Annotated in this window: 22 protein-coding genes and 2 pseudogenes; 11 read left to right on the forward strand and 13 right to left on the reverse strand. The window is 53.9% G+C overall.

The window, feature by feature from the left end:
- The first annotated feature begins 160 nt into the window (after nucleotides 1-160).
- A complete protein-coding gene (locus AO064_RS11290) occupies nucleotides 161-1,666 on the forward strand; it encodes an AAA family ATPase (RefSeq protein WP_244159512.1) in 1,506 nt (501 codons plus the stop codon).
- The gene (locus tag AO064_RS30205; protein WP_082893919.1) at nucleotides 1,660-2,502 is read left to right on the forward strand and encodes a hypothetical protein; all 843 of its coding nucleotides are present in this window, start codon (nucleotides 1,660-1,662) and stop codon (nucleotides 2,500-2,502) included. The genes AO064_RS11290 and AO064_RS30205 overlap by 7 nt, the downstream gene beginning before the upstream one ends.
- Nucleotides 2,503-3,086: 584 nt before the next feature.
- Here the strand turns inward: AO064_RS30205 and AO064_RS11305 are convergent.
- The 12 genes and pseudogenes from AO064_RS11305 to AO064_RS11365 all read right to left on the reverse strand — a co-directional run bounded on the left by AO064_RS11305 (nucleotide 3,087) and on the right by AO064_RS11365 (nucleotide 15,887).
- Nucleotides 3,087-3,482: a hypothetical protein gene (locus tag AO064_RS11305; RefSeq protein WP_064053326.1), complete on the reverse strand. Its 396-nt coding sequence runs from the start codon at nucleotides 3,480-3,482 to the stop codon at nucleotides 3,087-3,089.
- A gap of 581 nt (nucleotides 3,483-4,063) precedes the next feature.
- Nucleotides 4,064-4,666, reverse strand: coding sequence for a hypothetical protein (locus AO064_RS11310; RefSeq protein ID WP_064053327.1), 603 nt, complete (start codon nucleotides 4,664-4,666; stop codon nucleotides 4,064-4,066).
- Nucleotides 4,667-5,178: 512 nt separating this feature from the next.
- Nucleotides 5,179-5,612: pseudogene (locus tag AO064_RS11315) on the reverse strand (thiol-disulfide oxidoreductase DCC family protein).
- Between the two features lie 13 nt (nucleotides 5,613-5,625).
- The gene (locus AO064_RS11320; protein ID WP_064053328.1) at nucleotides 5,626-6,591 is read right to left on the reverse strand and encodes an endonuclease; all 966 of its coding nucleotides are present in this window, start codon (nucleotides 6,589-6,591) and stop codon (nucleotides 5,626-5,628) included.
- 339 nt (nucleotides 6,592-6,930) lie between these two features.
- Nucleotides 6,931-7,563: a hypothetical protein gene (locus AO064_RS11325; RefSeq protein ID WP_064053329.1), complete on the reverse strand. Its 633-nt coding sequence runs from the start codon at nucleotides 7,561-7,563 to the stop codon at nucleotides 6,931-6,933.
- Between the two features lie 435 nt (nucleotides 7,564-7,998).
- Entirely contained in the window at nucleotides 7,999-8,574 is a 576-nt protein-coding gene (locus AO064_RS11330; protein ID WP_064053330.1) for a hypothetical protein, read from the reverse strand.
- Nucleotides 8,571-10,541: a site-specific integrase gene (locus AO064_RS11335; RefSeq protein ID WP_064053331.1), complete on the reverse strand. Its 1,971-nt coding sequence runs from the start codon at nucleotides 10,539-10,541 to the stop codon at nucleotides 8,571-8,573. Before AO064_RS11335 ends, AO064_RS11330 begins: the two co-directional genes overlap by 4 nt.
- Before the next feature lie 6 nt (nucleotides 10,542-10,547).
- A complete protein-coding gene (locus AO064_RS30670; protein WP_147469623.1) occupies nucleotides 10,548-12,719 on the reverse strand; it encodes a hypothetical protein in 2,172 nt (723 codons plus the stop codon).
- Nucleotides 12,703-13,854 carry a tyrosine-type recombinase/integrase gene (locus tag AO064_RS11350; protein WP_167355321.1) on the reverse strand — a complete coding sequence of 384 codons (1,152 nt, stop codon included), beginning with the start codon at nucleotides 13,852-13,854 and terminating at the stop codon, nucleotides 12,703-12,705. Before AO064_RS11350 ends, AO064_RS30670 begins: the two co-directional genes overlap by 17 nt.
- 107 nt (nucleotides 13,855-13,961) lie before the next feature.
- Nucleotides 13,962-14,351: pseudogene (locus AO064_RS11355) on the reverse strand (endonuclease); the annotation flags it as partial.
- 4 nt (nucleotides 14,352-14,355) lie between these two features.
- A complete protein-coding gene (locus tag AO064_RS11360) occupies nucleotides 14,356-14,607 on the reverse strand; it encodes a DUF1654 domain-containing protein (protein WP_080943279.1) in 252 nt (83 codons plus the stop codon).
- 191 nt (nucleotides 14,608-14,798) lie between these two features.
- Nucleotides 14,799-15,887, reverse strand: a complete 1,089-nt coding sequence (locus AO064_RS11365; RefSeq protein ID WP_015884946.1) for an asparaginase — start codon at nucleotides 15,885-15,887, stop codon at nucleotides 14,799-14,801.
- 561 nt (nucleotides 15,888-16,448) lie between these two features.
- On the opposite strand from AO064_RS11365, the gene AO064_RS11370 reads away from it, so the two are divergent.
- From AO064_RS11370 to AO064_RS11400, 7 genes are read left to right on the forward strand one after another with little or no spacing between them, the layout of a single operon-like run.
- Entirely contained in the window at nucleotides 16,449-17,408 is a 960-nt protein-coding gene (locus tag AO064_RS11370; RefSeq protein WP_015884945.1) for a sugar ABC transporter substrate-binding protein, read from the forward strand.
- Between the two features lie 57 nt (nucleotides 17,409-17,465).
- Entirely contained in the window at nucleotides 17,466-19,019 is a 1,554-nt protein-coding gene (locus AO064_RS11375) for a sugar ABC transporter ATP-binding protein (RefSeq protein ID WP_064053335.1), read from the forward strand.
- A complete protein-coding gene (locus AO064_RS11380; RefSeq protein ID WP_015884943.1) occupies nucleotides 19,016-19,993 on the forward strand; it encodes an ABC transporter permease in 978 nt (325 codons plus the stop codon). Before AO064_RS11375 ends, AO064_RS11380 begins: the two co-directional genes overlap by 4 nt.
- 3 nt (nucleotides 19,994-19,996) lie before the next feature.
- Nucleotides 19,997-21,019: a LacI family DNA-binding transcriptional regulator gene (locus AO064_RS11385; RefSeq protein WP_064053336.1), complete on the forward strand. Its 1,023-nt coding sequence runs from the start codon at nucleotides 19,997-19,999 to the stop codon at nucleotides 21,017-21,019.
- 23 nt (nucleotides 21,020-21,042) lie between these two features.
- A complete protein-coding gene (gene rbsK / locus AO064_RS11390) occupies nucleotides 21,043-21,960 on the forward strand; it encodes a ribokinase (protein WP_064053337.1) in 918 nt (305 codons plus the stop codon).
- Nucleotides 21,957-22,361: a D-ribose pyranase gene (gene rbsD, locus AO064_RS11395; RefSeq protein ID WP_064053338.1), complete on the forward strand. Its 405-nt coding sequence runs from the start codon at nucleotides 21,957-21,959 to the stop codon at nucleotides 22,359-22,361. Before rbsK ends, rbsD begins: the two co-directional genes overlap by 4 nt.
- A 25-nt stretch (nucleotides 22,362-22,386) precedes the next feature.
- The gene (locus tag AO064_RS11400) at nucleotides 22,387-23,415 is read left to right on the forward strand and encodes a nucleoside hydrolase (RefSeq protein ID WP_046035337.1); all 1,029 of its coding nucleotides are present in this window, start codon (nucleotides 22,387-22,389) and stop codon (nucleotides 23,413-23,415) included.
- A gap of 33 nt (nucleotides 23,416-23,448) precedes the next feature.
- On the opposite strand, the gene AO064_RS11405 is transcribed toward AO064_RS11400, so the two are convergent.
- Nucleotides 23,449-23,661, reverse strand: a complete 213-nt coding sequence (locus tag AO064_RS11405; protein ID WP_015884938.1) for a hypothetical protein — start codon at nucleotides 23,659-23,661, stop codon at nucleotides 23,449-23,451.
- A gap of 171 nt (nucleotides 23,662-23,832) precedes the next feature.
- Between AO064_RS11405 and AO064_RS11410 the strand changes: the two genes are divergently transcribed.
- Together AO064_RS11410 and AO064_RS11415 are read left to right on the forward strand one after the other, a co-directional pair.
- Entirely contained in the window at nucleotides 23,833-24,141 is a 309-nt protein-coding gene (locus tag AO064_RS11410; RefSeq protein WP_064053339.1) for a hypothetical protein, read from the forward strand.
- Between the two features lie 144 nt (nucleotides 24,142-24,285).
- Entirely contained in the window at nucleotides 24,286-24,606 is a 321-nt protein-coding gene (locus tag AO064_RS11415; protein ID WP_015884936.1) for an I78 family peptidase inhibitor, read from the forward strand.
- The last annotated feature ends 51 nt before the right edge of the window (nucleotides 24,607-24,657 follow it).

The following is a 24,657-nucleotide window of genomic DNA, read 5'->3' on the forward strand; positions in this document are numbered from 1 at the left end:
AGAGGATGTTCTAGAACTTCTATCTAATAATTGGAATGACTTCGGGTACGAAACCACATTCATAGTTTCCTGTAGAATCGCTGGGGAGCGTATTGAATTAGCACCTGTTCGCATACTTGTAGATGGCGTAAAAAACACCAGGCGACACCTGGACAAATTGTTGAACGATAACTGGGATGGTGACTTTCCGATCCCGGACGCAAGTTATATCTCCATCCCCGGCGAAGTCGCGTTCTACGAGCAACTGCAAGGAGCACTTTCTAAAAAAACGGCACTGGAAATTGCTGATTTGCTCCGTGACGCAAGTTATCTCATACACATAAAAGATTCGATTGAAGCACAAGAGTTAGTAAAGTCAGAGGGTTTCAAAGATTCACTGCAGCGAGAGCGCGGCAGCATCGAGTCGTACAGCGACGGCTGGAAGGTGCTAGACCAATCCTCTATTACCGCAATGGATATCGATTTCAAATTCAATGATGTTTTTGACAACCAATCATCGTTGAGCTTGAAATTTAGCAAGGACAGAACGGGTCTGCCGCGCGAAATCAACGTACTGATTGGTGCTAACGGTTCAGGTAAATCACAATTTTTGCATCAGATGGTAGACGCTTGGCTTGCGGACGGTAGGAAGGCTCGGCAGCGTTATGGTCAGATGCCAGAAAGTATTAGCCGCTTGATTGTAGTGTCATACAGTCCATTCGAGTTGTTCCCGGTAGATATGGGGGGGTCGGAAGCTAAAGATCGAGATGCATATAAATATTTTGGCCTTAGGGGAAGATTTGCATCGCGATCTGTGGGCGATTCAAAGCAGAAAGCAAGTTCCACCGTATCCCTGTCTAGAGAGATTCCAAGAAAAGATACCATTAACTCAATGCTTGATTGCATCGCAGACGATCAGCGCTATCGTCATATCAAGGGATGGGGGCAAAAAGTCAAAACCGCAACACGCGTCCTTCAAGCCGCAATCGATTTTGACGCAATAGCTTTCAAGGTTAAAACTCGTGTTGATACTGATGAACTTGTCAGTGAAGGTGATGTTGAAGCACCATTTAAGAAATTGGCGATCAATAAAAAAGAGGTGATATTCGCGCTTATATCATCCAGTACCACGCAAGTTTGGGAGTGTGGCGCTCTGGCTAAAAGTATCGATAAAGATTTTGGGCTCGTATTTGTAAAGGGGGAAAAAATTCGAGCACTAAGTTCAGGTCAGCGTCTCTTTGCATATCTGGTAATTAATCTGCTGGGAGCTATAAAACGAAACAGCTTGATCCTGATCGATGAGCCGGAATTATTCTTGCATCCATCCTTGGAGGTACAGCTGATTGACATGCTCAAACAGATTTTGGATAAGTTTAATTCGAGAGCTATTCTCGCAACCCACTCGGTATCGATTGTGCGTGAGACACCCTCTGACTGTGTCCATGTTTTGGAGCGGACGGAAGATCAGCTAGTAATCAAGAGTCCGCCTTTTCAAACATTCGGAGGCGACGTACAACGAATCTCCTCATATGTTTTCGCAGATAAATCGGTCTCCAAGCCATTCGAGCAGTGGATTAGCGAGCGCTTAGAAAACATGGATGCCGATGAACTAATAGAATCATTGAAGGGGCACATTAATGAGGAGTTGATCATCCAGATTCACGCAATGGAGGCTGGTAAATGGTAATGCGCTTGCCAAAACCGCCGCATTGTAGCGTTACTCTTGTAGAAGACGTGGTGCGAGAAAGGCAGGGTGGGGTAAATGCCCTGTACTTCACAGGAATCGAAACAGAGTGGAAAGCACGAACTCAGATATATTTAGATAATAACGGTTCTCCGGAGTATGTGCCATTGTGGGCAGCTATCCCTGATGAGAAAAAGAAAAGCTTAAAATATCTTTATACCCACCCGGCGCTTGGGAGTGCCCAAGGCATCGTTCTAGATGATTTAAATGATCACGAACTCAACCTATGTCCTGCATGCGGGGAGTTTGGTAAGCCCAATACACTAGATCACTACCTGCCGAAAGGAAAGTACCCTCACTTCAGCATCACGCCAGTGAATCTCTTTCCGATGTGCGACAGTTGTCAGAAAGAAAAGCTGGAAAAAACACATACGGCGATAGAACCTAGGCTCTTCTTACATCCGTATTTTGACGTGTTTTTGGAACGACAGATCATACGTGTTGTTATCCATCCACCTTATGATACCCCGACCTTCTCTATAGAATTGCTGGATTGGCTTTCGGACGAACAACGATTGGTGGTGCAGGCTCATATTCGAGAGTTGGCCATTGAGCGGAGGTTTGCGGGATTTTTCAAGGACGAAAGTATTCGAATACTTAAGCATGCGGCGAAGATTAGGAATGGGAACCAGACAATAGAGCAGTCGCTTGAGCTATTCCGTTCATTATACGAAGAACCAACCTTGAACAGCTGGCAACATTTATATTATAGGGCTGTGCTGGATAATCCTGATATGCTTGAATACCTAACCATAGGGGTTCTTCCCGCTCAAATATAATAGTGAAAATCTTAGATTGCATCCGCTGAGGTACATAATTCGACAGCTAGAGTATGCCTGTCCTCGGGGCGGATATTTAACTGCTCCGCGCCTAGACTTAAATGGATGAGCTACACGAACCGGAGTTCGGTGATCACTCAGTTATGTGGGCATGCTAAGCGGAGCGCGCTGCGTGCGGGATGGAGTCCCGCAGGGCCGAGATCCTAGCTTTGCTGAGGCCCGGTTCGCGACAGCTATTCCCCACAGGGGGCACTCACCAATCCGCCCCCTGCGTGAACAGCTGTGTCAGGCACCCAACCAGTTGACACTTCGCATCGCTACCTCTTCACCAGATCTTTGTATCGTTCTCGTGACTCCAGGATCTGATCCTTGATCTCCTCGGGGTCAATGCGCATGCCACCGCGAGGCGTCACCTGAAGCGTCTTTAGGCGGTTCGCAGCCTTGATGAATTCCCGTTCTTCCGCCTGAACCCACGCGGGACGGTTGTCTTGCCAAAATAGCCATGCCATCGGGTTTGTCCCATATCTGGTTGGGTGGAGGGGAACTGTAGGCAACGTCTACTCGTCGATGAATTCTTTGCCGACCTACTCCCTGTGAAGATTCTCGGCTCGCTCAACTGCATGCCTATGAGAGTCGGCAGGTATCTCGCCAGGCTCAGCAGAAAAAACGCTTGGCTGCATCGCTCGGAGGAGATACAACTCCTCTAGATTCTCCTGGGCTTGCCTGGTGTACCTATCTTGAAGTGCCTCGGCGACGTCTTTGAAGCCAGCGCTTGATGGGCCGTTGTCCCAGTACCACTGCTTCATATCCTGATAGATCTGAAGATGGACACTGTCGAACCCGCCGCGATGCTCATCGATGTCGAAAGTGTACCTAGAAGGGTCAAGCTGATAGAGGACGAACTCTTGCAACCGATATGCCGTTCCGTACATACCGTTCAAAAGGATGTCGCGGTGTTGTTCGTATGGTGACTGATGCATCTCAGAGTTCTCCCTTAGCAAGGTCTCCTAGCTTGGAGAGACCTCTTATTTTGCAGCAAGCGACTACGGCGTTTCTTTGAGGCAAGCGGAGCGCGCAGACGTAAGGATGGAAGCCCGGCAGGGCCGGGACAACGGCGAGCATCGCCGGGCCTGGTTCACGACAGCCGGCCCGGTAGGGCACGCAAAAGACAGATCTACATGCGAGCTCAGCATCCTGGATTTCAAACTGCATCTCTCCGAGGTTGTGGTGTGAATGAAACCTACGGGGCTGCAGTGGTCAAGGAAGAATGGCGGGTTTTCTGATATTTCCGACTAAAAATCAGTATGTTACGAGCATACCCTTAAGCGGAGGCTACCTTTGTTAGGAGGGATCTGATCACTATAAAGGCCGTCTTCCCCCTGCGTGGCTAACGCTGCTGATAGGGAGTGACTCACGTTGCCATGCAAGCGGAGCGCGCAGACCAGGAGGGTCGGAGGGCGTGAGGATGGAGGCCCGCAGGGCCAAGACCTGTCGTAGACAGGGCTTGGTTAACGACAGCCGTCCCTGTAAGGGCATGCCACGACAACCGCAGCGTCGATGACTACCGAATGGTGCGCTGATCAAATGATCGGGACACAACTCCCTGCGCGCAAAGATCGTATGTTCTGCGCAATGCCACCTCGTCACTCGAAGACACCCTCGCATGGGTAAAGATCGTCGACAGAAAGCGTCTCCTTTCGCCGTTGTCGAGCTCCGACCAAATCCTTGGTTGACCTTGTGCATCTGGGACTGCAAGGCGGTCGAGGAAATACTCTTCCAGGCTGTGAAGGCGTTGCTGGCCATCAATCAAAATTTCACTGTTTTCGGCTAACGCCCTGCTACCGATCACTGGCTCGTACCAGTCATTCGTGAGGTAGCTCCCCAGATCCCCGCCTGACCAAACTGCGGAGATGAAGCGAGACTTCTGACCGAGGTTCCACTCCAGTCCGCGCGCCCAGGTTGTAACGGGCATGCCCATAACGAATCGCGCAGCCCATGGAAAATGCTCACGAGCGGAGGAGGGGTCTACCAGATAGTTTTCCCAGTTGCCCACTAAGACCTCGAGGGGACAATGACTGACGGTCGTGGGCAGAAGACGCTGTGGCATATGGATGTGCCGGTCTGATGTTCCGCCGTCGGCGTAGCGTTTAAAAAAGGAAGTCATGGTTTTCCTGGGTAGCTCAGGTTGGTCGAAGTATTCGTGTAAGTACGGGCGCATCGCCAGGCGTCGACCGTTTCGATGATCAACAGATCTCGTTCGATAGAAACGTGGATCTGGTCGCTATCGACAAGCGCGTGCACATAGCCTTCGACGTGGGATGCTGCCTTATCGAATGCGGAAGGTGAGTCGGATGACTCAATGTAACTAATCAGTCGTTCCCAGGTTCTCCGCTGACGGTTGCCCAGGATCGTCTCGGGAAACGATATCGCTCCCCGCAGAATCTGAATGGATGCAGGCTTTGATTTGGTCAAGGCTGGTTTCTCACCGTGTACATACAATTGAAAACGGTGTGTTTTGGCGAAACTTGAGCTGGATGGAGGATTTTTGTGCAGATGCTGCAGAGACGCGAATGCCCCCTTCAGCAATAGAAGGTATTCGCGATATGTGTAAAGCGGAAAACGAAAAGATCATGCGTTCGATCATATATCACCGACCCTGACGCCTGAATCTGAGGTCTAGTGAACCACTGCGACGTTTGCTTTCAAAAAGCGCTTATCGTGATCTGCCGCTGGAAGGTGGGTGGAGNATTTACCGCGATTTTGTCGTACATACAATCTCGCATGGCTGCTGGTACAACACGTGCAGCCGTGAGCCAGCGCCACGGGGCATTTAGGCGACCTAAAATCTCGAACATCGCCTCAGAACGTATGGACACCTTGTTGTTTGAGATGAGAACAATGGTGTTGAATTTGTCCTGCGGCAGTCCGGCCCACCTCAAAAGCTCTTGGCCCTCAGGCGACTGAACCGCAGCGAGCTGAATTCGGTGAGCCTTGTCATATTGGATGATGAACCTAGCCCACCCGTTGCAGAGCTTGCATGTGCCGTCGAAGAGAACTGCCGTGTCGCCGGATTGTAGGAACGGGGCAGTGTATTCGTTTGTCGTGGTCATTCAGTCTGCTGTTTCATTTACAGTTCCCTGCCTTTCGGTAGCCCGCAGATTTAGCAGCGGATTCTGAGTCGAAGGTTACTTGGTTCTTCGAGGACACCTTGTCGTAGCTTGGGCAACCTTCAGGTAGATGGTAAACATGGCTTTTACTATTGCCGATGATGCTACCAACTGATGTGGAGCGGGAAACCGATGTCGGTTTTTGTGATTGCACCGACTTTGCCGTAAGGCCGATGGCTACTCCGTCGCCCACAGTCTTATAGCCCTGAGTCCAACTGCGTTCTTGAGTCACAAAAGGGTTGGGATGCCCCATGATCGCGGTGATACGTTTATTTCGCTCCTGTTCCCAGGAGGTAACTGGGAATTGCTTGTCCCATGCCATTAATAGCTGTTGCTGCTGGCGAGACATATTAAGGTTGTACCGGTCGAACATGTAGAAGGTTGTCCTTGCTACCAAACCCTTCACTTCGTCTCGGGGTTCAGCCGTCCGCTGCTCGAAATCGACTTTGGTTTTGCACTGTCCATACTGTGGTGCGACCTGGGTAGCCATTCCATAATTGAAATTGCTGCGGTCGCCATTGACCTCTCCAACCGCAGGGTAGAGGTTGAACAGATCGGCTTCCATTGCCTTAAAAACAGGGTCATAGCTGACGCAGTATTCGCGTCCACCGCTCTGCCAGCATTGTCGCTGATGGCCAAAAGTCCATGCTGGAACAATGTGTTCCCACTCAGTACGCTCCGCGCGGGTTTCTTGCTTACGGGCTTGAAGTCCACAGGAGTCAGCGTCAATGCGACCACCAGACTTCCCGACCCAAGTCCATTTGCAGCCGCAGTACAGGTCGCCTTCAGTGCTATTTGCCTGATCTAGATAAACCTTCTGCTTGGCTATGACTTTGGCTTCGGAGAAGGTGGAGGGGGGATTAGAAAGGGCAGGATTGATGGTGGTGAAGGACAGGGCTAATACGTAAAGCAGCTTTTTCATTATTGATCGAACTACAAATCAGGGCCGCATATTGTATACCCCCAAGCTTTCAAATTACGCTGCCTGTCGTCCGTGCAAGCCCACACATGGGCTTGAAGTCGTCAATTTTATATTCAGGGGAGGGACGCGGCGGGTTTGAAGTCGACACTCATACAATTCCAGGCATTCCCACCGTAGCTTTGAATAATTGTTTTGAACCTGTTTGCGTACCTATTGGGGGACGGAGCGATGCGCAAATCAGTAAGCAACGGCTGCGTTTGCCCTGCGCGCATCATGCGAAGTCGCCCGGGCAGAGATGCGAACGGGCGATTTTGCACTCAGTCAAAGATTTTTAAATGCTCAGTGGAGCGTCCGATGGGTTGATGTCCCGCACTCAACCGATTCTCCATTAGGGAAAGCTGAATCATGAATGTCACTATCAAACGATTCATCGAGACATGCGCCCATCGAAGTTTCCGCGTACACCAAGGTCAAGTTCGCCGGCTTATGCCCAGTCATTGACTGAAGTTTCTCAATGGAGAGTTCGGTGGTGCCTTGGGTAGGCCTAGTCTTCTGAGCGGACAAGAACGCCTCAATTAGTTCGGCATTTACTGCCTGGCTGACCACATGATTATCAGAGTGGCCGTAATGGTCACGGTAGACGCTTAATTGCAAGAATGGCCAATCGGTAACCTGCGCCTGAAGTCGACCGAGGTCGAAAAATTTAGCCCGACCACCACCAATCAATTCAGAAGAAAGGGTCTTCATGCAGCGGGCTACCACGGTTGCTAGGGACGGATAGGCCGCGCCTTCAGCTGGCGTTGTTGATCTGACCTGACGGTAATCAGAATACCCTAAGCACTTGGCGAGCAGATTCTGCGCCTCGGAGATCTCGATAGCCTTTTCACCTGGCCAATCGCGCTTTAACGATTCTGCAATCCTAGTAAACCCGCTGCCGGGATTAAGATCTACGGGATAGATAGGAACGCGCATGTCTATTCTCCTGTCGTCTATGCGGAGTCGATTATCCGCATTGAATTATCAGCTGTATTGAAGGTTGGGATAACGCGCCTAGGGCTTACCTATACGAGTCGTATGTTTGATCCGGACTGGCCGATTGATATATATTGATATGACGAAAAAACGTTTCGGGGCGAGTTCTTGCTCAAGATCGTCGGCGTTTCATGTGGTCACGCCATTCATATTATCGAGCAGAAATCGATCAGTTGCGACTGATGGGCGTGGTTGTGCTTATACGTTATTACCTAAACGCCAATCATCCCTGAAGTTATTCCGATGCGATGGAGGCCACTTTGAGCAAGACGCTGCTATGCAGACCCTCCAGCTGTATTGATATGTTTATATGCTCTATAGGCTTGTAAACAACCATAGAGCTATTTCGGGTATCTTGGTGCTACGGAATCATCACTATTGGCTTTTGAAATTGTTGAGCGTCTTCATCATCTGACGAAGCTGCTTGCTTAGTTCGCCATTGCGGATCTGAAGCTCGGCATTCTCAGCTTTCAGATATTCGATGGTGGTTATGAGGCTTCGGTGGCTATCAACCATCTGGTTGGATATGGCCCCCGTGAGAGCCTCAGCAAGCCGAAGGTTGGTAAGGCGCTCAATCTCGGCTGTTTGAGAGCGAAGCTCACTCTGTATTGCCTTCTTTGTACGCTTTCTTCCTGAGGTGTATCTGGCCGCTGAGAGACTGCTCCACAGTTCTTCGAGCTCCGCGTTCTTTTGTACAATCAGGTCGTGGATTTCAGGCTGCCGGCGTTTGTTCAGCAAGCTGTCATGAACGCCGCTGTCCTTGGCAATGTTACGAGCCACAATCCTTCGGTCTTTGATTCCGAGATTGTCGCCGGCTTCCATCAATGTCTTGATATGTTCAAATGCCTTGCACACCTGCTGGAAAAGGTTTCGCTTCGTTGTCGAGTTAACCCATTCAGGTTCTTCGGGCGCTGCTGCAACGTTGGAATACTGGCTAAGACTGAATTTCATACCAGTACCTTTTCTTCCAGCCTGCGCTCGATTTTACGAACGACTTCACCGCTCATATTCCCGATTGCCTTGAGGGGGTGATTTTCTGCAATGAACTGATGCGAGATTGCCGTACGCTCAAGCTCCTGCTTCTGCAGGTTGTTGTTCATGCTATGTGGGCAGCCCGCACAGACTTCTGGCGCGCTGCGTTGGTCGACGTTAGGGGTGCCGGTTTTTGCGTCGTGGCATTTGGCAATATGTTGTTCGTTACCACGTAAAGCGCAGTAGCCCCACTCAAACGCGGTGAACCGCACAAAGTCATTCGCCAATTCATTCAAACGATCATCGAATTCCGCACCCGTGAGTACCGAAATCTCCGCCATTTCCTTATCAATGCGTTTTGCTGCCGGCCCATAGAAGCGGTCGTCCAGCTTGCCATTAGCAATCCGCCCCATTATCTCTTTGGCATAATCGCGTTCCATACTGATCCGAACGGATTCACTGAGCTTATCCCGGGTATAGCGTCGGGTATGAAATGAGCCGTAAGAATGACGAAAATGCTCACGAATCTTTTCCATGACATTGCCATCGAATCTGCGCAGTGCAAATTCGGCGAATGTGTGACGCGCTTGGTGAGGGGACACTTCACTGTGAATTGCGCCGGCTTCAGGATATTTCTCTACCACATGGATCTGGTAGAACGCCTTGAACCACTTCCTCAAGCCGTTGGTTGTAAAACCAGCATCCGCTAGCCAACGTTCATCGCTAAATTTACTCCAGCCCCGTGCAACTTGGAAGGCCTCGGATCTATAAGCTCTGTGTAGCAAGGGCAGGTTAAACTTATTGGTATCAACGGCTGAAATATTTTTCATAAGCGTTGCTGCATCTGCAGCAAGCCCATGCAGAGACCTGGGATGTGCAAATCCTGATTCTGTTTTAGGATTTTCAGATACGAACCACCAAGATCCATCTGGTTCTTGTTTGTAGTCTTTTAGCCGCATACCATTGATTTCAACGATCCGAAATCCGCTCAGCAGAATGATGACAACAAGCGCGGCCTTTGTAATTTCGGCGCAAAACTCACTAAGTTCCCATTGATTTTTCCAGGGCAGAGCAGTGTGATGGGATTTGGTTGCCGCATCTATGGCGGTTCCAAACTTTACCGCAGATGCTGCCCAACCCCTTTCAAACCTAGATAAGACATAGTCCGGAGACTGCATTCGTCTATACAGCGCAAGCCGATCTTTCTCGCCAAACCAAGTTGCAATTGTGGTTTTTCCTTCGCGCCATTGTGTGAAAAAGATCGAAGCGATTTTCGCTTCATCTGATTCTATTTGGGTAATGGCTTCAGCAAGCATCAACGAAGCGCAGGTCATGGGAATAGAACCGTAACTCCCTCCCTTACTCCACGTCGCGTAATCGACTTCGAGCTCTTGGAGCAAAGGCTCCATTGTGCTTTTTTTGAACGGGCCGGTCATTCGGTGCACTACACCGTCAACAAGGTTCCCTGAATGCAGGAGGTTATTTGTTTTGTCCAAGATCCGACAAATCATCGTAAGCATCGAAACGCCTAGAATCTGATCTCCGATTTCATTGTTTTCCTTTCTTACCATGAAAGATCGGAGCATCATTTGTATCTCGAGTCTGGAAAGTGACTGGAGAGGCCGATCTGGAAAATGAACTTCCCAATACTCACAAATCCCACGCAGGTAGGCAAGTTCTTGTCGCGCGCTTGAAAGGCTACTTACAACAATACGCCCTTTGTCGTCTGCGTAACCCCGCGAAATTTCACCCGCCATGAAGAACATCTGTGCATATAGCCTTTTCGCCATGGAACAATTCCACGCAAAGCTGGCCGTGTAAAACAATCCAGATATGGGATCCTGAATTTGAAATAATTCATCACCATATTTATTTTGTTTTTCAGGGTCTTCTGCCGCCATCGTGACTAGAGGTGACATGAGCGCGTTAGTCTCAATAGTGTCCATAGCTATTTACCTGATGACCGGAGTAGGGAAGGTATATTTTTTCAGCATCTCCGTTCCTTCGGCAATGGTTTTGATGTCAAATTTTTCAAGCGCCTCTTCCGTATATGCAGCCTGCATCGCGATTGAGAAAGCTTTTAACTCATCCTCAACGGAGAGATTCTTCATCTGGTTGATGCATTCATCTCGGTAACCCATAAGCAATGCAGCAGTAATGGCATTCGTAATGATGAAAGTCTTGCTATCTTTTTCAAGTTGTCCAAAAGGCGAAATCGTATAGCCGGCACGTTGAGCAGAAAGCAACAATGCGTCAAACTCTTCCATTTCGCTGGTATCGTCTTTTTCTTGCGCCCAACCAAGCATTACCTTTAGATCTGTGATGCTAATCAGGGCTTCGTCGCGAATAGCTGCTTGTACCTTGCGCGCATCTTCTACCATAAGGTGTCCGACGTTCGTTGCGAACAATGCTCTCTTATTCAGGCGATATTTAGTCTCGCTGGAATTCAAATATACAACCTGTTTTACTCCAGGGGAGTGGGCGGTCGCATCAGCGCCGACAACCTCTTGGGAATACTTTTCAAACGCCTCGTTTTCCGGATTGCCACCATCAGTGTCTAGGATTGCGCGCGATTGCGCGATTGCAGTGATGCTGATTGTCTGTCGCTTAGCAGGGGTAGGATTCTCGCCGGTGATACCCAGCGCAGCATTTTCATGTCGCCGCTTTTTATTGTCCCAGATAGGGCGGTTGTTCATGGCAACACGGCGCACGATATCCGCGAAAGTCTCTATCTCAGAATCTTCTTTGTATAAGCACTGATATTGTAGTGTCTGTGGGAAAGCGGCCATTACCAAGGGTCTATACAGAACGCTGTCGACGCCCTGAAGGTTGCCTGTTACTGGCAGATTGAACATAAAATCGCCAGTTTCAGGGAAGCGCCTATAGAAGCTGGCCTTCAATTCATCAAATACAGCATAAGCGTGATATTGCATAGACTTTGAGTAATGCATCGGTACATCGCGAATTGACTGTTCGCTCCGATTCTTAGTGTAAATAGGCGAGGCGACGCTTGGGGTAATTCTCAAATCACCTTGTCGCATATCCGTGATGCCAGATAGTTGCACCCTATCCGTGGCTAGGAGCCATGCGAATGCAACCTCTTCGCAGGGCGTATGTTTTATAAGATACAGGTAGTCGATGTTATTAAAATGCAACTTGTGAGCGTTATTCTCGGGGTATATGTCCAATGCCCCGGTTACACGAAGGCCCGATTTGATCAGACGATTCGCCTCCTCAATTGTCAGGCCCGAGTTGTATTCGATTTGATCGTAGCTGAATTCCGTACGATTATGGAGAAGTCGCTCCTTCAGGCGGAGGTTGCCGCTTTCCAAAATTGCACCAGCAATAGCTTTATAGACAGTGCTGCGGGTTGTCTTGGTGGTGCTGTATCTGAGTTTTTCGTAATCGCCATCACATTCATTAAGCATAATGGCAAGTTGGCGCATGACATTTTCATCGCCGAGCAATTCCAGACGCTGCTCATTCATCTCGTGGAGAAAGCGGCAGCAAAAATGGATCGTCGACCTCACGATCTTCAATTCGTCTTTCTCAGGCTGATTAGTAATTTGACCTAAGCTTGGAGTTGCTTGACCTGCGCGGTTTGAAACAGACGGAATGTAAACAATAGCTTCACGCACAGCTGCAGCCGCTTCGGCTAAAGCTGGATTGCCATAAGCGTTGTCTAGAAAATTATCGAAGGCTGTACGGTATACCGACATGTAAACGCAAATGGTATTCAGCTTAGAGTTTTTTACCGTACGCAAATGATGCGCAAAATCCTGCATAACTGCAGGCGGTAATACTTTCGCATCCGGATACTCGATTGCAGCCCATTCCGCAAGGCTATTGAATCTCAGTATTCTATGATATGCGTCTGTGTGCGAATTGTTTTTGCATTCGCCGCTGTTGAAATATTGCAATAGGGCGCGAAAGATTGGACAGGCGTGGAACTGTTCTGGTATTTCTACGCGGCGGTGCTCAATTTTTTTACCCTTTGCCACTTGCATCGCAACGATGGCGAAAGTGTCCGATGGACTGAAGTTGAAAATTGGGGTAGGGGCTAGCGAAGACAAAGTCGCAGGAGTTTCGGTTGCGGCTTCAGAAGTATCAGTCAGCGAGGTCATCGTTTAGCGCTTGCCTTATTTTTTCACGACGGTGAAGTTTACCATCGAAAACCACATAGTCTTTAGTAGTTGCCTCATCTTCGTGTCCCATTTGTTCTGGAACATACTGCCAAGGGTCGTACCCGTGTTTGTAGCAGAAGTCAACGAGATTGGTCGCGTATGTGTGTCTCAGCGCATGGAAGGTCAACTTGAGAAAGTTTGGTTTGGTCACAAAGTGCAGATGCGGGTCTTTGGCGTGAAGTTCGGATATCACGCTCTCGATTTTTGTGCTAGCTAAGACTCTTGCTGACTTGAAAATATTAGAGGCGTGTCCTTCGAATAATGAAGCGCCATTCCTACTGCAAATCAACGATCCATCCGCAATTTTTTCCGTCCTGCGTCGACCTTCCAGGAAGGCCTTGATCTTTTTGAGAGCTTTAGGAGGGCAGTCAACCTGCCGGAGCTTATCTCCCTTCCCGATGATAGGCAGTGTTATGGTCTTATCACCGCTCTGCTCAGCCAGAGCAATGCGTCTCCTCAAATCAGCCGTTTGCAGATTTCGAGGATCGGTGACTTCGGCACAGCGAAGTCCACAATAGTATCCGAGGTGAAGAACCAGTTCGTCCCGCTCCTTTTCGAAAGGGGATTTGGCTTTGATGTTGCCCAGCAGGCTGCTGAGGATGTCTTTCTGGATGTACTTACTGTAGAGGTCAAAGTTGACTTTTTTCTTGCCGTCCCCTTGAACCTTCTGCTCCGTCGAAAGGTACAGGTAGGTGAAGGATGCCGGAGCATCGAGCATCCCAATCTGCCAGGCGTATGCATAGAATGCTTTGATGGTGGAAATGTGGCGCTCGATTGTCTTGTCAGTGCACGATTTGGTCGTTTTCAAGTGGCCGTACAGATAGCCTGACATGTCGAGATCTGTGAGGCGTCTCCAATCTTGCTCATGAACGCGCAGGGCTTCGAAGAAGCTTCGAAGGTCATATGCACAGGAGCGGATGGAGTTGGGTAGCTGCCCATCTTGGGCTAGGTGTATTAGATAAAGACTTGGGGCTGGGACGATGCTCTCTTCTGTGATCGGCCCATCCTCGAGAACGGCATAGGTATTGAGGGGGCCGCCTGACCAAGCGATGTCTTTCACAAATTTTATCTTCATCGCATCGCACCCATAGCCCCGAAGCATGAGTTGCTTCATAAAGCTAGGCTAATCAGCAGGTTATGGTGCTGTCAACGTGCCTAGAAGAGCGTGTCAACGTTTCCTTAAAAACGGTTCTCTCTCGGATAAACTTCGCCGATGCTTGGCACCAGGTTGTGCAGGTCGGCTTCGGCACGCTTGAACACGTCATCGTGGCGCGTGCAGTTTTTGCGCCCACCGTCCTGCCAGCACTGGCGCTGATGCCCGATCTGCCAGGCTGGAACGATATGCTCCCATTCGATGCGCGCGGCGCGGCTGGCGTTTTTGCGCGGGACGTAGCCACAGGCTTTCAAGTCCACGCGGTTGCCGGTGTATTTACAGCCGCAATAGAACTCGGTGGATTGTGGGGCGTAAAGCTTCCAGGCGACTTTCTTGGCTTCGCTGAACGTTCGGGGGGCCTGGGCGTGGGCGGTGACGGCGAAAAACAGGCAGCACACCGCGATAAAACGGACACTCATTGAATCAATCTTCCTTCGGTACAACCCAGAAAATTTGCACACCACCGTCGTCCCGATAGGCGAGGGTGACGTTGTCGTTCTCCGCGATTTCCTCCAGCAAACGCGCCCACTCATCCTCTGGCTCATCCGGCAAGCGGAAGATCAACGCCGCCTTGGCTTTCTGGGCGTTGGTCGAATTGATGATCTTTTGCACACGGATTGCCAGGCGTTGGTAGGCATCGGGCGGGGTTGGCACTGCGGAAGAGGACTTTGCCACGGAGTGTTCCTTAGTTTGCTGTACGCACATACAGTATTTAACTGTAGGCGATTTCGCAACTGCTTAAACTTCAAGGAGTTCGTCTGACAGCAGATCAGGCAATTTTATGTAGGGCGAAAGTGTATGTATCGAGGGTTTTTTGCGAGGAAGCAGGGGCGGGTAAACCGCCCCTGCCAAGGTGTCACCGGGAATCAATATTCCCAGAACATCCGTTGCAACTCTTTGCTGTCCTGGGTCTTGGTCAGGGCGACCATTGCCAGGATGCGGGCTTTCTGTGGGTTCAGGTCGAGGGCAGCCACCCAATCGTATTTGTCGTCAGGCTGCTCGGCATTGCGCAATACCATGCCGCCGGCATTGACGTGGGAAGAACGAATGATTTGTACACCTTGCTTACGCAGTTCCACCAGGGCGGGTACGACTTTGGAAGAAACGGAGCCGTTGCCGGTACCGGCGTGGATGATGGCTTTGGCGCCCGCTTGAGCCAGGGCCTTATAGGCCGTGTCGCTCACGTTGCCGTAGCCATAGGCGATCTCAACATCAGGCAGGCTCTTGATGTTCTTGATGTCGAACTCCGAATCCATGGTGTGACGCTTGGCCGGCAGGCGGAACCAGTAGGATTTGCCCTCAACCACCATGCCCAGCGGACCCCATGGGCTCTTGAACGCTTCGGTCTTGATATTGATCATCTTGCTGACGTCGCGACCCGACTGGATCTCGTCATTCATGGTGACCAGCACGCCCTTGCCGCGCGCATCTTTGCTACCGGCCACAGCCACGGCGTTGTACAGGTTGAGCATGCCGTCCGCCGACATGGCAGTGCCTGGGCGCATGGAGCCGACCACCACGATTGGCTTGTCGGTCTTCTCCACCAGGTTCAGGAAGTAGGCGGTTTCTTCCAGGGTGTCGGTACCGTGGGTGATCACGATGCCGTCCACATCCTTGCTGTCGGCCAGTTCGGCGACGCGGCGACCCAGTTGCAGCAGGTTTTCATTGTTGATGCTTTCGGATGCAATTTGCATCACTTGCTCGCCACGCACGTTGGCGATCTGGCTAAGCTCAGGAACACCGGCAATCAATTGCTCGATGCCGACTTTGGCCGCTTGGTAGGTGGCACTGTTGGCCGCGCTGGCGCCGGCGCCGGCAATGGTGCCGCCGGTGGCGAGGATCACCACGTTGGACAGTTTGGTCTTGGTTTCAGCTTCCTTTGCCTGGGCGGCAACGGGGAACAGCAGCAGCAGGGCTAACGCGCCCGGAACAAAAGTCTTCAGTGCAGATTTCATTATTTTTCTCTCTGGTTTTTGATGAGTGCTGTAGCAGGTTCATCTAGAACACCCGGGCGGTTCTGAATGCCACGAGGTGATGGGGTAGAGCAGGATCTGTACCAGGCTGATTGTGTTCGCGGATATAAAACAACTTATTGATTTAAAACAGATTATATTGATGTTTTGTGGCGACAGCGCCAGTAGGCGTCCGGCTTTCCGAACATCGGACTGCCTCGCGTTCGGTTGTCCGAAAAAGTGGACGGTGCGCACTCGGCTAAGGCGTGAGTGCCACGTACAGCCTGTCGTTTTAGAGAACGACCGGGCGCGCGCGATGTTTAGCGGCTGCCTTTGCAGGGCGAGAGGGCGGGGCTCGATGGCTTGGATGAAAGGCTGTTTTCAACCGTTGACAAATCTCGACAAGGTTCTCATAGTTTGAATAACGCAAACGTTTGCGAGATGTTTCACGGAACACTCCTGGAGTATCGTGACAGCTCGTATCAGCCGCCCAGGTGGGACGGCTGCCGAAGCGCTCTTCGGTGCAAGCGTTGCTCACAATAATCATAAGATCGGAGTGAACCCATGAAGCTGCCATTTGCTGGACGTCTTCTCGCTGTCGCTGTGCTTGCTGCCGCATCCGCCGCTTTACCTCTTTCCTCTGCATTTGCTGATGACGCCGCCGCCAAACCCAAGGTCGGCCTGGTGATGAAGTCCCTCGCCAACGAATTTTTCGTGACCATGCAAGATGGCGCCAAGGCCTATCAGAAAGATCACGCCGCCGATTTCGACATGATCACCAACGGGATCAAGAACGAAACCGACACCAGCGCGCAGATCGACATCGTCAACCAGATGATCCTCTCCAAGGTCAACGCTATCGTCATCGCGCCCGCCGACTCCAAGGCGTTGGTGACCGTGCTGAAGAAGGCTTCGGATGCCGGTATCAAGGTCGTCAACATCGACAACCGCCTGGACCCGGACGTGCTCAAAAGCAAAAACCTCAATATTCCGTTCGTAGGCCCGGACAACCGCAAAGGCTCCAGGCTGGTGGGCGACTACCTGGCCAAGCAACTGGCCTCGGGTGACAAGGTCGGCATCATTGAAGGTGTACCGACCACCACCAACGCCCAGCAACGTACCGCAGGCTTCAAGGATGCGATGGATGCTGCCGGCATGAAGATTGTCTCCACCCAATCCGGCAACTGGGAAATCGACCAGGGCCAGAAAGTGGCGTCCGCCATGCTGAGCGAGTACCCGGACCTCAAGGCCCTGTTGGCCGGTAACGACAACATGGCCCTGGGCGCTGTCTCCGCCGTACGTGCGGCAGGCAAGGCCGGCAAGGTGTTGGTCGTGGGTTACGACAATATCGAAGCCATCAAGCCGATGCTGCAGGACGGCCGTGTACTGGCAACCGCTGACCAGGCTGCTGCCCAGCAAGCCGTGTTCGGTATCCAGAACGCGCTCAAGTTGGTCAAGGGTGAGAAAGTCGACTCCAAGGATGGCGTGATCGAAACCCCGGTCGAACTCGTCCTCAAGAAGTAATCCTGGCAGCACCCAACAGCGTCCGCTCGTCCTGAGCGGGCGCCTGGAGATTTTCCTATGTCATCTTCCGCCCCGAACGCTGTCCTCTCGGTCAGCGGTATCGGCAAGACCTATGCCCAACCGGTTCTGTCCGACATCACCCTGACGCTCAACCGCGGGGAAGTGCTGGCGCTGACCGGTGAGAACGGCGCAGGCAAAAGTACCTTGTCGAAGATCATCGGCGGCCTGGTCACCCCGACCACCGGGCACATGCAGTTCAATGGCCAGGCCTACACGCCGGGCAGCCGTACCCAGGCCGAAGAGCTGGGCGTGCGCATGGTCATGCAGGAGCTCAACCTGCTGCCGACGCTGACCGTCGCCGAAAACCTTTTCCTGGATAACCTGCCCAGCCATTGTGGCTGGATCAGCCGCAAACAATTGCGCAAGGCTGCGATCGAGGCCATGGCCCAGGTTGGCCTGGACGCCATCGACCCCGATACCTTGGTTGGCAGCCTGGGGATTGGCCATCAGCAGATGGTCGAGATCGCCCGCAACCTGATCGGCGATTGCCACGTACTCATCCTCGATGAGCCCACGGCCATGCTCACGGCGCGTGAAGTCGAGATGCTGTTTGAACAAATCACCCGCCTGCAGGCCCGGGGCGTGGCGATTATTTATATTTCGCACCGGCTGGAAGAGCTGGCCCGTGTCGCCCAACGCATTGCGGTATTGCGCGACGGCAAGCTGGTCTGCGTCGAGCCGATGGCCAACTACAACAGCGAGCAACTGGTCACCTTGATGGTCGGTCGTGAGCTGGGCGAGCACATTGACCTGGGCCCGCGCACCATCGGTGGGCCAGCCCTGACGGTGAAAGGCCTGACGCGCTCGGACAAGGTCCGCGACGTGTCCTTTGAAGTGCGCGCGGGCGAGATCTACGGTATCTCCGGCCTGATCGGCGCCGGGCGCACTGAATTGCTGCGTCTGATCTTCGGCGCCGACCTGGCCGATAGCGGTACTGTGGCGCTCGGCTCGCCCGCCCAGGTGGTGAGCATTCGCTCGCCCGTGGACGCGGTGGGTCATGGCATTGCCCTGATCACCGAGGACCGCAAGGGTGAGGGCCTGTTGCTGACTCAGTCCATCAGCGCCAACATTGCCCTGGGCAACATGCCGGAAATCTCCGGCGGCGGCGTGGTCAACAGCCGCGACGAAACGGCGTTGGCCAAGCGTCAGATCGATGCCATGCGCATCCGCAGTTCCAGTCCGGCGCAGTTGGTGTCGGAACTGTCCGGCGGCAACCAGCAAAAGGTGGTGATTGGCCGCTGGCTGGAGCGCGACTGCTCGGTGATGCTGTTCGACGAACCCACCCGCGGCATCGACGTCGGTGCCAAATTCGATATTTATGCCTTGCTGGGCGAATTGACCCGTCAAGGCAAAGCACTGGTGGTGGTGTCCAGCGATCTGCGTGAGCTCATGCTGATCTGCGACCGCATCGGTGTGTTGTCCGCCGGGCGCTTGATCGAGGCGTTCGAGCGCGACAGCTGGACCCAGGACGAATTGCTCGCCGCCGCCTTCGCCGGCTATCAGAAACGTGATGCGCTGCTCAACGACGCAGTGCTTAGGGATACCCCATGAAAACCACAACTTCCCCCGGTAAAACGGGCGGCAACTTCTACGGCCTGGGCACTTACCTGGGCCTGGCCGGCGCCTTGCTGGCGATGATTGCGCTGTTCTCGGTGCTCAGCGATCACTTCCTGTCCTATGACACCTTCAGCACCCTGGCCAACCAGATTCCGGACCTGATGGTGTTGGCGGTGGGCATGACCTTCATCCTGATCATCGGCGGTATTGACCTGTCGGTGGGCTCGGTGCTGGCACTGGCGGCATCAGCGGTCAGCGTGGCGATTCTCAGCTGGGGGTGGAGCGTGCTACCGGCTGCGGTGCTGGGCATGGGCTGTGCCGCATTGGCCGGAACCATCACCGGCTCGATCACCGTGGCCTGGCGCATCCCGTCGTTTATCGTATCCCTCGGCGTGCTGGAAATGGCCCGTGGCGTGGCGTACCAGATGACCGGCTCGCGCACCGCTTATATCGGTGATTCGTTTGCCTGGCTGTCCAACCCGATTGCCTTTGGTATCTCGCCGTCATTCATCATTGCCTTGCTGGTGATCATCGCCGCGCAGCTTGTACTGACGCGTACGGTGTTTGGTCGTTACCTGATCGGTATCGGCACCAATGAAGAGGCCGTGCGCCTGGCGGGCATCAACCCCAAACCGTACAAGATCCTGGTGTTCAGCCTCATGGGCCTGCTGGCCGGTGTGGCGGCGTTGTTCCAGATTTCGCGCCTGGAAGCGGCGGACCCGAACGCCGGTTCAGGCCTGGAGCTGCAAGTGATTGCGGCCGTGGTGATCGGCGGTACCAGCCTGATGGGCGGGCGCGGTTCGGTGATCAGTACCTTTTTTGGTGTGTTGATTATTTCGGTATTGGCCGCTGGCCTGGCGCAGATCGGTGCCACGGAACCTACGAAACGCATCATCACGGGTGCCGTGATCGTGATTGCCGTGGTCCTCGATACCTACCGCAGCCAACGCGCCAGTCGGCGAGGCTGAGCCATGGCAACGATCAAGGATGTGGCAGCGCTTGCAGGTATTTCCTACACGACGGTGTCGCATGTGGTGAACAAGACACGGCCGGTCAGCGAGCCGGTACGCATCAAGGTCGAAGCCGCGATCAAGCAGCTCGACTACGTGCCCAGTGCCGTCGCACGTTCGCTCAAGGCGAAGACCACGGCCACCATCGGCTTGCTGGTGCCCAACAGCCTCAACCCGTATTTTGCGGAGTTGGCGCGTGGTATCGAGGATTACTGCGAGCGTAACGGTTACTGTGTGATCCTCTGCAACTCCGACGATAACGCGGAAAAGCAACGCAGCTATTTGCGCGTGTTGCTGGAGAAGCGCATCGACGGCTTGATCGTGACCTCGGTTGGCGGCGACGACAGTGGCCTGGCCGCCGGCTTGAGCGCGGTGCGCACGCCCATGGTCATTGTCGACCGGGCGCTGGATGGCATAGACGTGGACTTGGTACGTATCGATCACGAGGAGGGCGCCTACCTGGCGACCCGGCACTTGCTCGAACTGGGCCACCGTGACATCGCTTGCATCGGCGGTCCTGCCCATACCCGTGTCGCGCAAATGCGTCTGGCGGGGTATCACCGTGCGCTGCAAGAGGCGGGCGTGGCAGTGGCGGCCAATCGCACCCAGGAAAGCGATTTCACCAGTACGGGCGGTTATGCCGCCGCCGTGCAGTTACTGGCGAACAACCCGCCCAGCGCGATTTTTGCCAGCAACGACATGATAGGTTTCGGCGTATTGCGCGCGGCAGCCGAGCGCAATATCCGGGTGCCGGGTGAGCTGTCGGTGATCGGTTTCGATGACATTCAAATGGGCCGTTACGTCTACCCGGCGTTGACCACGGTCGGGCAGTCGATCGTGCAACTGGGCGAGACGGCGGCCGAGCTGTTACTGCGTAGAATTGCGACACCCCAACTGCCGATCGATCAACGCATCGTGACGCCGAGCATCGTGTTGCGTGAGTCGACGGCGCCCGTCGCCGGTACGTTCGCCCAATACCGCTGAACCGAATTGATGAGTACTGATGTATGCCAGCAAAAGTAGTGGTAGTAGGCAGCTTGAACATGGACCTGGTGACCCGCGCCAGCCGGTTGCCGCGTGCCGGTGAGACCTTGATCGGCCAGACGTTCTCCACCGTGCCAGGCGGCAAGGGCGCGAACCAGGCGGTAGCGTCGGCACGCCTGGGGGCCGATGTGTCGATGATTGGCTGTGTCGGTACCGATGCCTATGGCACGCAATTGCGTGATGCGTTGCAGGTGGAGGGCATCGATTGCCAAGCCGTCAGTACCGTAGACGGCTCCAGTGGCGTGGCCCTCATCGTGGTCGATGACAGCAGCCAGAATGCGATTGTGATCGTGGCGGGCAGTAACGGCGAACTGACGCCAGCCTCGTTGCAGGCGTTCGATGCGGTGCTGCAAGCGGCTGACGTGATCGTCTGCCAACTGGAAGTGCCGATGAATACGGTGGGTTATGCCCTCAAGCGCGGTCGTGAACTGGGCAAGACGGTGATCCTTAACCCGGCTCCGGCCAGCGCTCCGTTGCCCGCTGAATGGTATGCCTCGATCGACTACCTGATCCCGAATGAAAGCGAAGCCACCGCACTGAGCGGTGTGACGGTCGACTCCATTGACAGCGCCAAGGCAGCGGCAAACCACCTGATCCAGGCGGGCGCCGGCAAAGTCATCATCACCCTGGGGGCTCAGGGCGCGCTGTTTACTGACGGCCAGGGCTTTGAGCACCTGCTGGCGCCGAAGGTCAAGGCGGTCGACACCACCGCAGCGGGCGATACCTTCGTCGGTGGCTTTGCTGCGGCACTTGCCAATGGCAAAAGCGAGGCCGAGGCCATTCGTTTTGGCCAGGTCGCTGCGGCACTGTCGGTCACCCGCGCCGGCGCGCAACCCTCTATTCCAACGCTGCACGACGTACAAGGTTTTGTGCCCTCATGAAAAAGACACCTCTGCTCAATATCGCCCTGTCGCGTGTCATCGCCTCACTCGGACACGGTGACATCCTAGTGATCGGCGACGCTGGCCTGCCAGTGCCGCCGGGCGTCGAGTTGATTGACCTGGCGTTGACCCAGGGCATCCCGGATTTCATCAGCACCTTGCGCATCGTGCTCAGCGAGATGCAAGTGGAAAGCCATGTGCTGGCCGAAGAAATCCTGCTCAAGCAGCCGCCGGCGCTGAACGAGCTTAATACGCTCAGCGACGAAGCGGCCCTGGGTGAGCGGCGCCTGGTCAGCCATGAAGAATTCAAACAGCTCAGCCGCAAGGCGCGCGCCGTGGTGCGCACCGGCGAATGCCAGCCTTACTGCAATATCGCGCTGGTGTCCGGCGTAACGTTCTAACGTTCTCAACGACAAGGAGTGTTTTATGCAACGTGGTCTCCCAACCCTGAAAAACCTGTTTCGGAGTGTTCTGCTTTTGTCCGCACTCACTGCTGCAAGCGCCCATGCGGCGGAAAAAATCGACCTGATCATCGACACCGATCCCGGTGCTGATGATGTGGTGGCGCTGCTGTTCGCGATGGCTTCGCCGGATGAACTGAGCATCCGTGCGTTGACCACCGTCGCCGGTAACGTGCGCCTGGACAAGACCTCCCGCAACGCCCGCCTGGCCCGCGAATGGGCAGGGCGCGAGGACATCCCGGTGTACGCCGGTGCGCCAGCGCCGCTGCTGCGCACGCCGATCTACGCCGAGAACATCCATGGCAAGGAAGGTATTTCCGGTGTCACCGTGCATGAGCCTAAAAAGGGCTTGGCTGAAGGCAATGCCGTCGACTACCTGATCAAGACCCTGAGCACCGCCAAGCCTCACAGCATCACCATCGCCATGCTCGGCCCGCAGACCAACCTGGCGCTGGCGCTGACCCAGGCACCGGAAATCACCCAGGGCATCAAGGAAGTGGTGGTGATGGGGGGCGCGCACTTCAACGGCGGCAATATTACGCCGGTGGCGGAGTTCAACCTGTTTGCCGACCCCGTGGCGGCCGAGATCGTGCTCAAGAGCGGCGTCAAGCTGACCTACCTGCCGTTGGACGTGACCCACAAGGTACTGACCAGCGAAGCCCGCCTGAAAGGGATCGCCGACCTCAAGAACAACGCAAGCAAGGTTGTTAGCGATATTCTCAATGAATACGTCAAGGGCGACATGGAGCACTACGGTATTCCAGGCGGCCCGGTGCATGACGCGACCGTTGTCGCTTACCTGCTCAAGCCTTCACTGTTCACCGGCCGTGAAGTCAACGTGGTAGTGGACAGCCGGGAAGGTCCGACCTTCGGCCAAACCATCGTCGACTGGTACGACGGCCTGAAGCAACCGAAGAACGCGTTCTGGGTGGAGAACGGTGATGCCCAAGGCTTCTTCGATCTGTTGACCGAGCGCCTGGCGCGTCTGAAGTAAGGTGTTGACCGGTCGGCGTTCGCCGGCCGGTTCTTATTCGCGCTCGGGGTTGTGTGCCCCCATGTGGTCGGCCGGGTATTTCTCGAATATCTGGCCGATGAACGCTTGCGCCGCTTGTGTACCCAGCTCCTTGACCAGCAGGTCGATACCAATGATCGCCAATTCCTCCGGGCTTCCGGGGCTGTAGGAGCTCTGTCCTTGGGGCCACTTGGCTTTGATGTCGGCTTGGAGCGTTACGGTGGTCATGACTGTCTCGCGGGGCTGAAAGTACTGGGCAGTGCGCTGGAACGCGGTTCTTACCGGCCCAGTTAACCATTTTGCATCGTATTTGGCACTGATACTTAGGCATGAGGCGATTCGGAATGACGGTCGCCCTGTGCGACACTGGCCGCCTGTTTAATTGCCGGGGAACACCGCGTGCAGATCGACTTGAACACCCCCGAGAACCTGACGCTGGCGAATGTGCGCCAGCTTCTCGCCAGTGCTAATGACGACGAACATGCCCAACTGCGGGTGACCCAGGCCGGAATCGCCTATATCTCCTCAGGGAAGGTGGTGGGCGGTGTGGGCATCGACGGGCTGCTGTTTCGCCTGGAGACCTGGGCCAAGGGCTCCGGATACGTAGGGAATGTGGCCGCCAGCGACGAAGTCTGGGTGACGCAGATCTTCAATGCACTGAAGGAAAACTGGCCGAAGCCGGCGTCTGACTACATCGACATCTACTGATTTCGTTCATATCTGGTCACGATTGACCGGGCGAATGCCTGCCGAGAGTCAGGCAGACTTGCCCTGCGGCGGTTTACGTCTTGAAACCAATCCGCCCAATCGCTGTCGCACGATCTCTGTCCATTTTTTATCATAGGAGGCTTCATGCCTTGGAAGCTCGCATCATTCGGTACTTTGTTGGCAGCACTCGCGTTGGCGGGTTGCAGCACCCCGGGTGCCTCTGAGCCAGCCAAAGACGCCGCCGTGGCCGATACCGGTCATAGCCGCTGTGAGTCGAAGGCCGCCGAATTCACCATCGGCCAGAAAGCTTCGCCCCAATTGCTGGAGCAGGCGCGTACCCGCGCCGGTGCGCAGAACGCACGGATCCTCAAGCCTAACGACATGATCACGCTGGAATACCGTTCCGACCGCCTGAACCTGAACACCGATGACAACCTGGTGATCACGCGAGTCAATTGCGGCTAGGTCTTTCAAGGCTTTTGCAGCGCCCATAAAAAACCCCGTCACATGGACGGG

Source organism: Pseudomonas marginalis (genome assembly GCF_001645105.1).
Taxonomy (GTDB): Bacteria; Pseudomonadota; Gammaproteobacteria; order Pseudomonadales; family Pseudomonadaceae; genus Aquipseudomonas; species Aquipseudomonas petroselini.

What these genes read in the sequence shown, in the direction of transcription:
- AO064_RS11380 (WP_015884943.1), top strand. Translation starts at nt 19,016, where the DNA reads ATGAAAACCACAACTTCCCCCGGTAAAACGGGCGGCAACTTCTACGGC.
- AO064_RS11310 (WP_064053327.1), bottom strand. Translation starts at nt 4,666, where the DNA reads ATGACTTCCTTTTTTAAACGCTACGCCGACGGCGGAACATCAGACCGG.
- AO064_RS11330 (WP_064053330.1), bottom strand. Translation starts at nt 8,574, where the DNA reads ATGAAATTCAGTCTTAGCCAGTATTCCAACGTTGCAGCAGCGCCCGAA.
- rbsD (WP_064053338.1), top strand. Translation starts at nt 21,957, where the DNA reads ATGAAAAAGACACCTCTGCTCAATATCGCCCTGTCGCGTGTCATCGCC.
- AO064_RS30670 (WP_147469623.1), bottom strand. Translation starts at nt 12,719, where the DNA reads ATGACCTCGCTGACTGATACTTCTGAAGCCGCAACCGAAACTCCTGCG.
- AO064_RS11405 (WP_015884938.1), bottom strand. Translation starts at nt 23,661, where the DNA reads ATGACCACCGTAACGCTCCAAGCCGACATCAAAGCCAAGTGGCCCCAA.
- AO064_RS11375 (WP_064053335.1), top strand. Translation starts at nt 17,466, where the DNA reads ATGTCATCTTCCGCCCCGAACGCTGTCCTCTCGGTCAGCGGTATCGGC.
- AO064_RS11305 (WP_064053326.1), bottom strand. Translation starts at nt 3,482, where the DNA reads ATGCATCAGTCACCATACGAACAACACCGCGACATCCTTTTGAACGGT.
- rbsK (WP_064053337.1), top strand. Translation starts at nt 21,043, where the DNA reads ATGCCAGCAAAAGTAGTGGTAGTAGGCAGCTTGAACATGGACCTGGTG.
- AO064_RS30205 (WP_082893919.1), top strand. Translation starts at nt 1,660, where the DNA reads ATGGTAATGCGCTTGCCAAAACCGCCGCATTGTAGCGTTACTCTTGTA.
- AO064_RS11400 (WP_046035337.1), top strand. Translation starts at nt 22,387, where the DNA reads ATGCAACGTGGTCTCCCAACCCTGAAAAACCTGTTTCGGAGTGTTCTG.
- AO064_RS11385 (WP_064053336.1), top strand. Translation starts at nt 19,997, where the DNA reads ATGGCAACGATCAAGGATGTGGCAGCGCTTGCAGGTATTTCCTACACG.
- AO064_RS11325 (WP_064053329.1), bottom strand. Translation starts at nt 7,563, where the DNA reads ATGCGCGTTCCTATCTATCCCGTAGATCTTAATCCCGGCAGCGGGTTT.
- AO064_RS11415 (WP_015884936.1), top strand. Translation starts at nt 24,286, where the DNA reads ATGCCTTGGAAGCTCGCATCATTCGGTACTTTGTTGGCAGCACTCGCG.
- AO064_RS11365 (WP_015884946.1), bottom strand. Translation starts at nt 15,887, where the DNA reads ATGAAATCTGCACTGAAGACTTTTGTTCCGGGCGCGTTAGCCCTGCTG.
- AO064_RS11335 (WP_064053331.1), bottom strand. Translation starts at nt 10,541, where the DNA reads ATGGACACTATTGAGACTAACGCGCTCATGTCACCTCTAGTCACGATG.
- AO064_RS11370 (WP_015884945.1), top strand. Translation starts at nt 16,449, where the DNA reads ATGAAGCTGCCATTTGCTGGACGTCTTCTCGCTGTCGCTGTGCTTGCT.
- AO064_RS11350 (WP_167355321.1), bottom strand. Translation starts at nt 13,854, where the DNA reads ATGAAGATAAAATTTGTGAAAGACATCGCTTGGTCAGGCGGCCCCCTC.
- AO064_RS11320 (WP_064053328.1), bottom strand. Translation starts at nt 6,591, where the DNA reads ATGAAAAAGCTGCTTTACGTATTAGCCCTGTCCTTCACCACCATCAAT.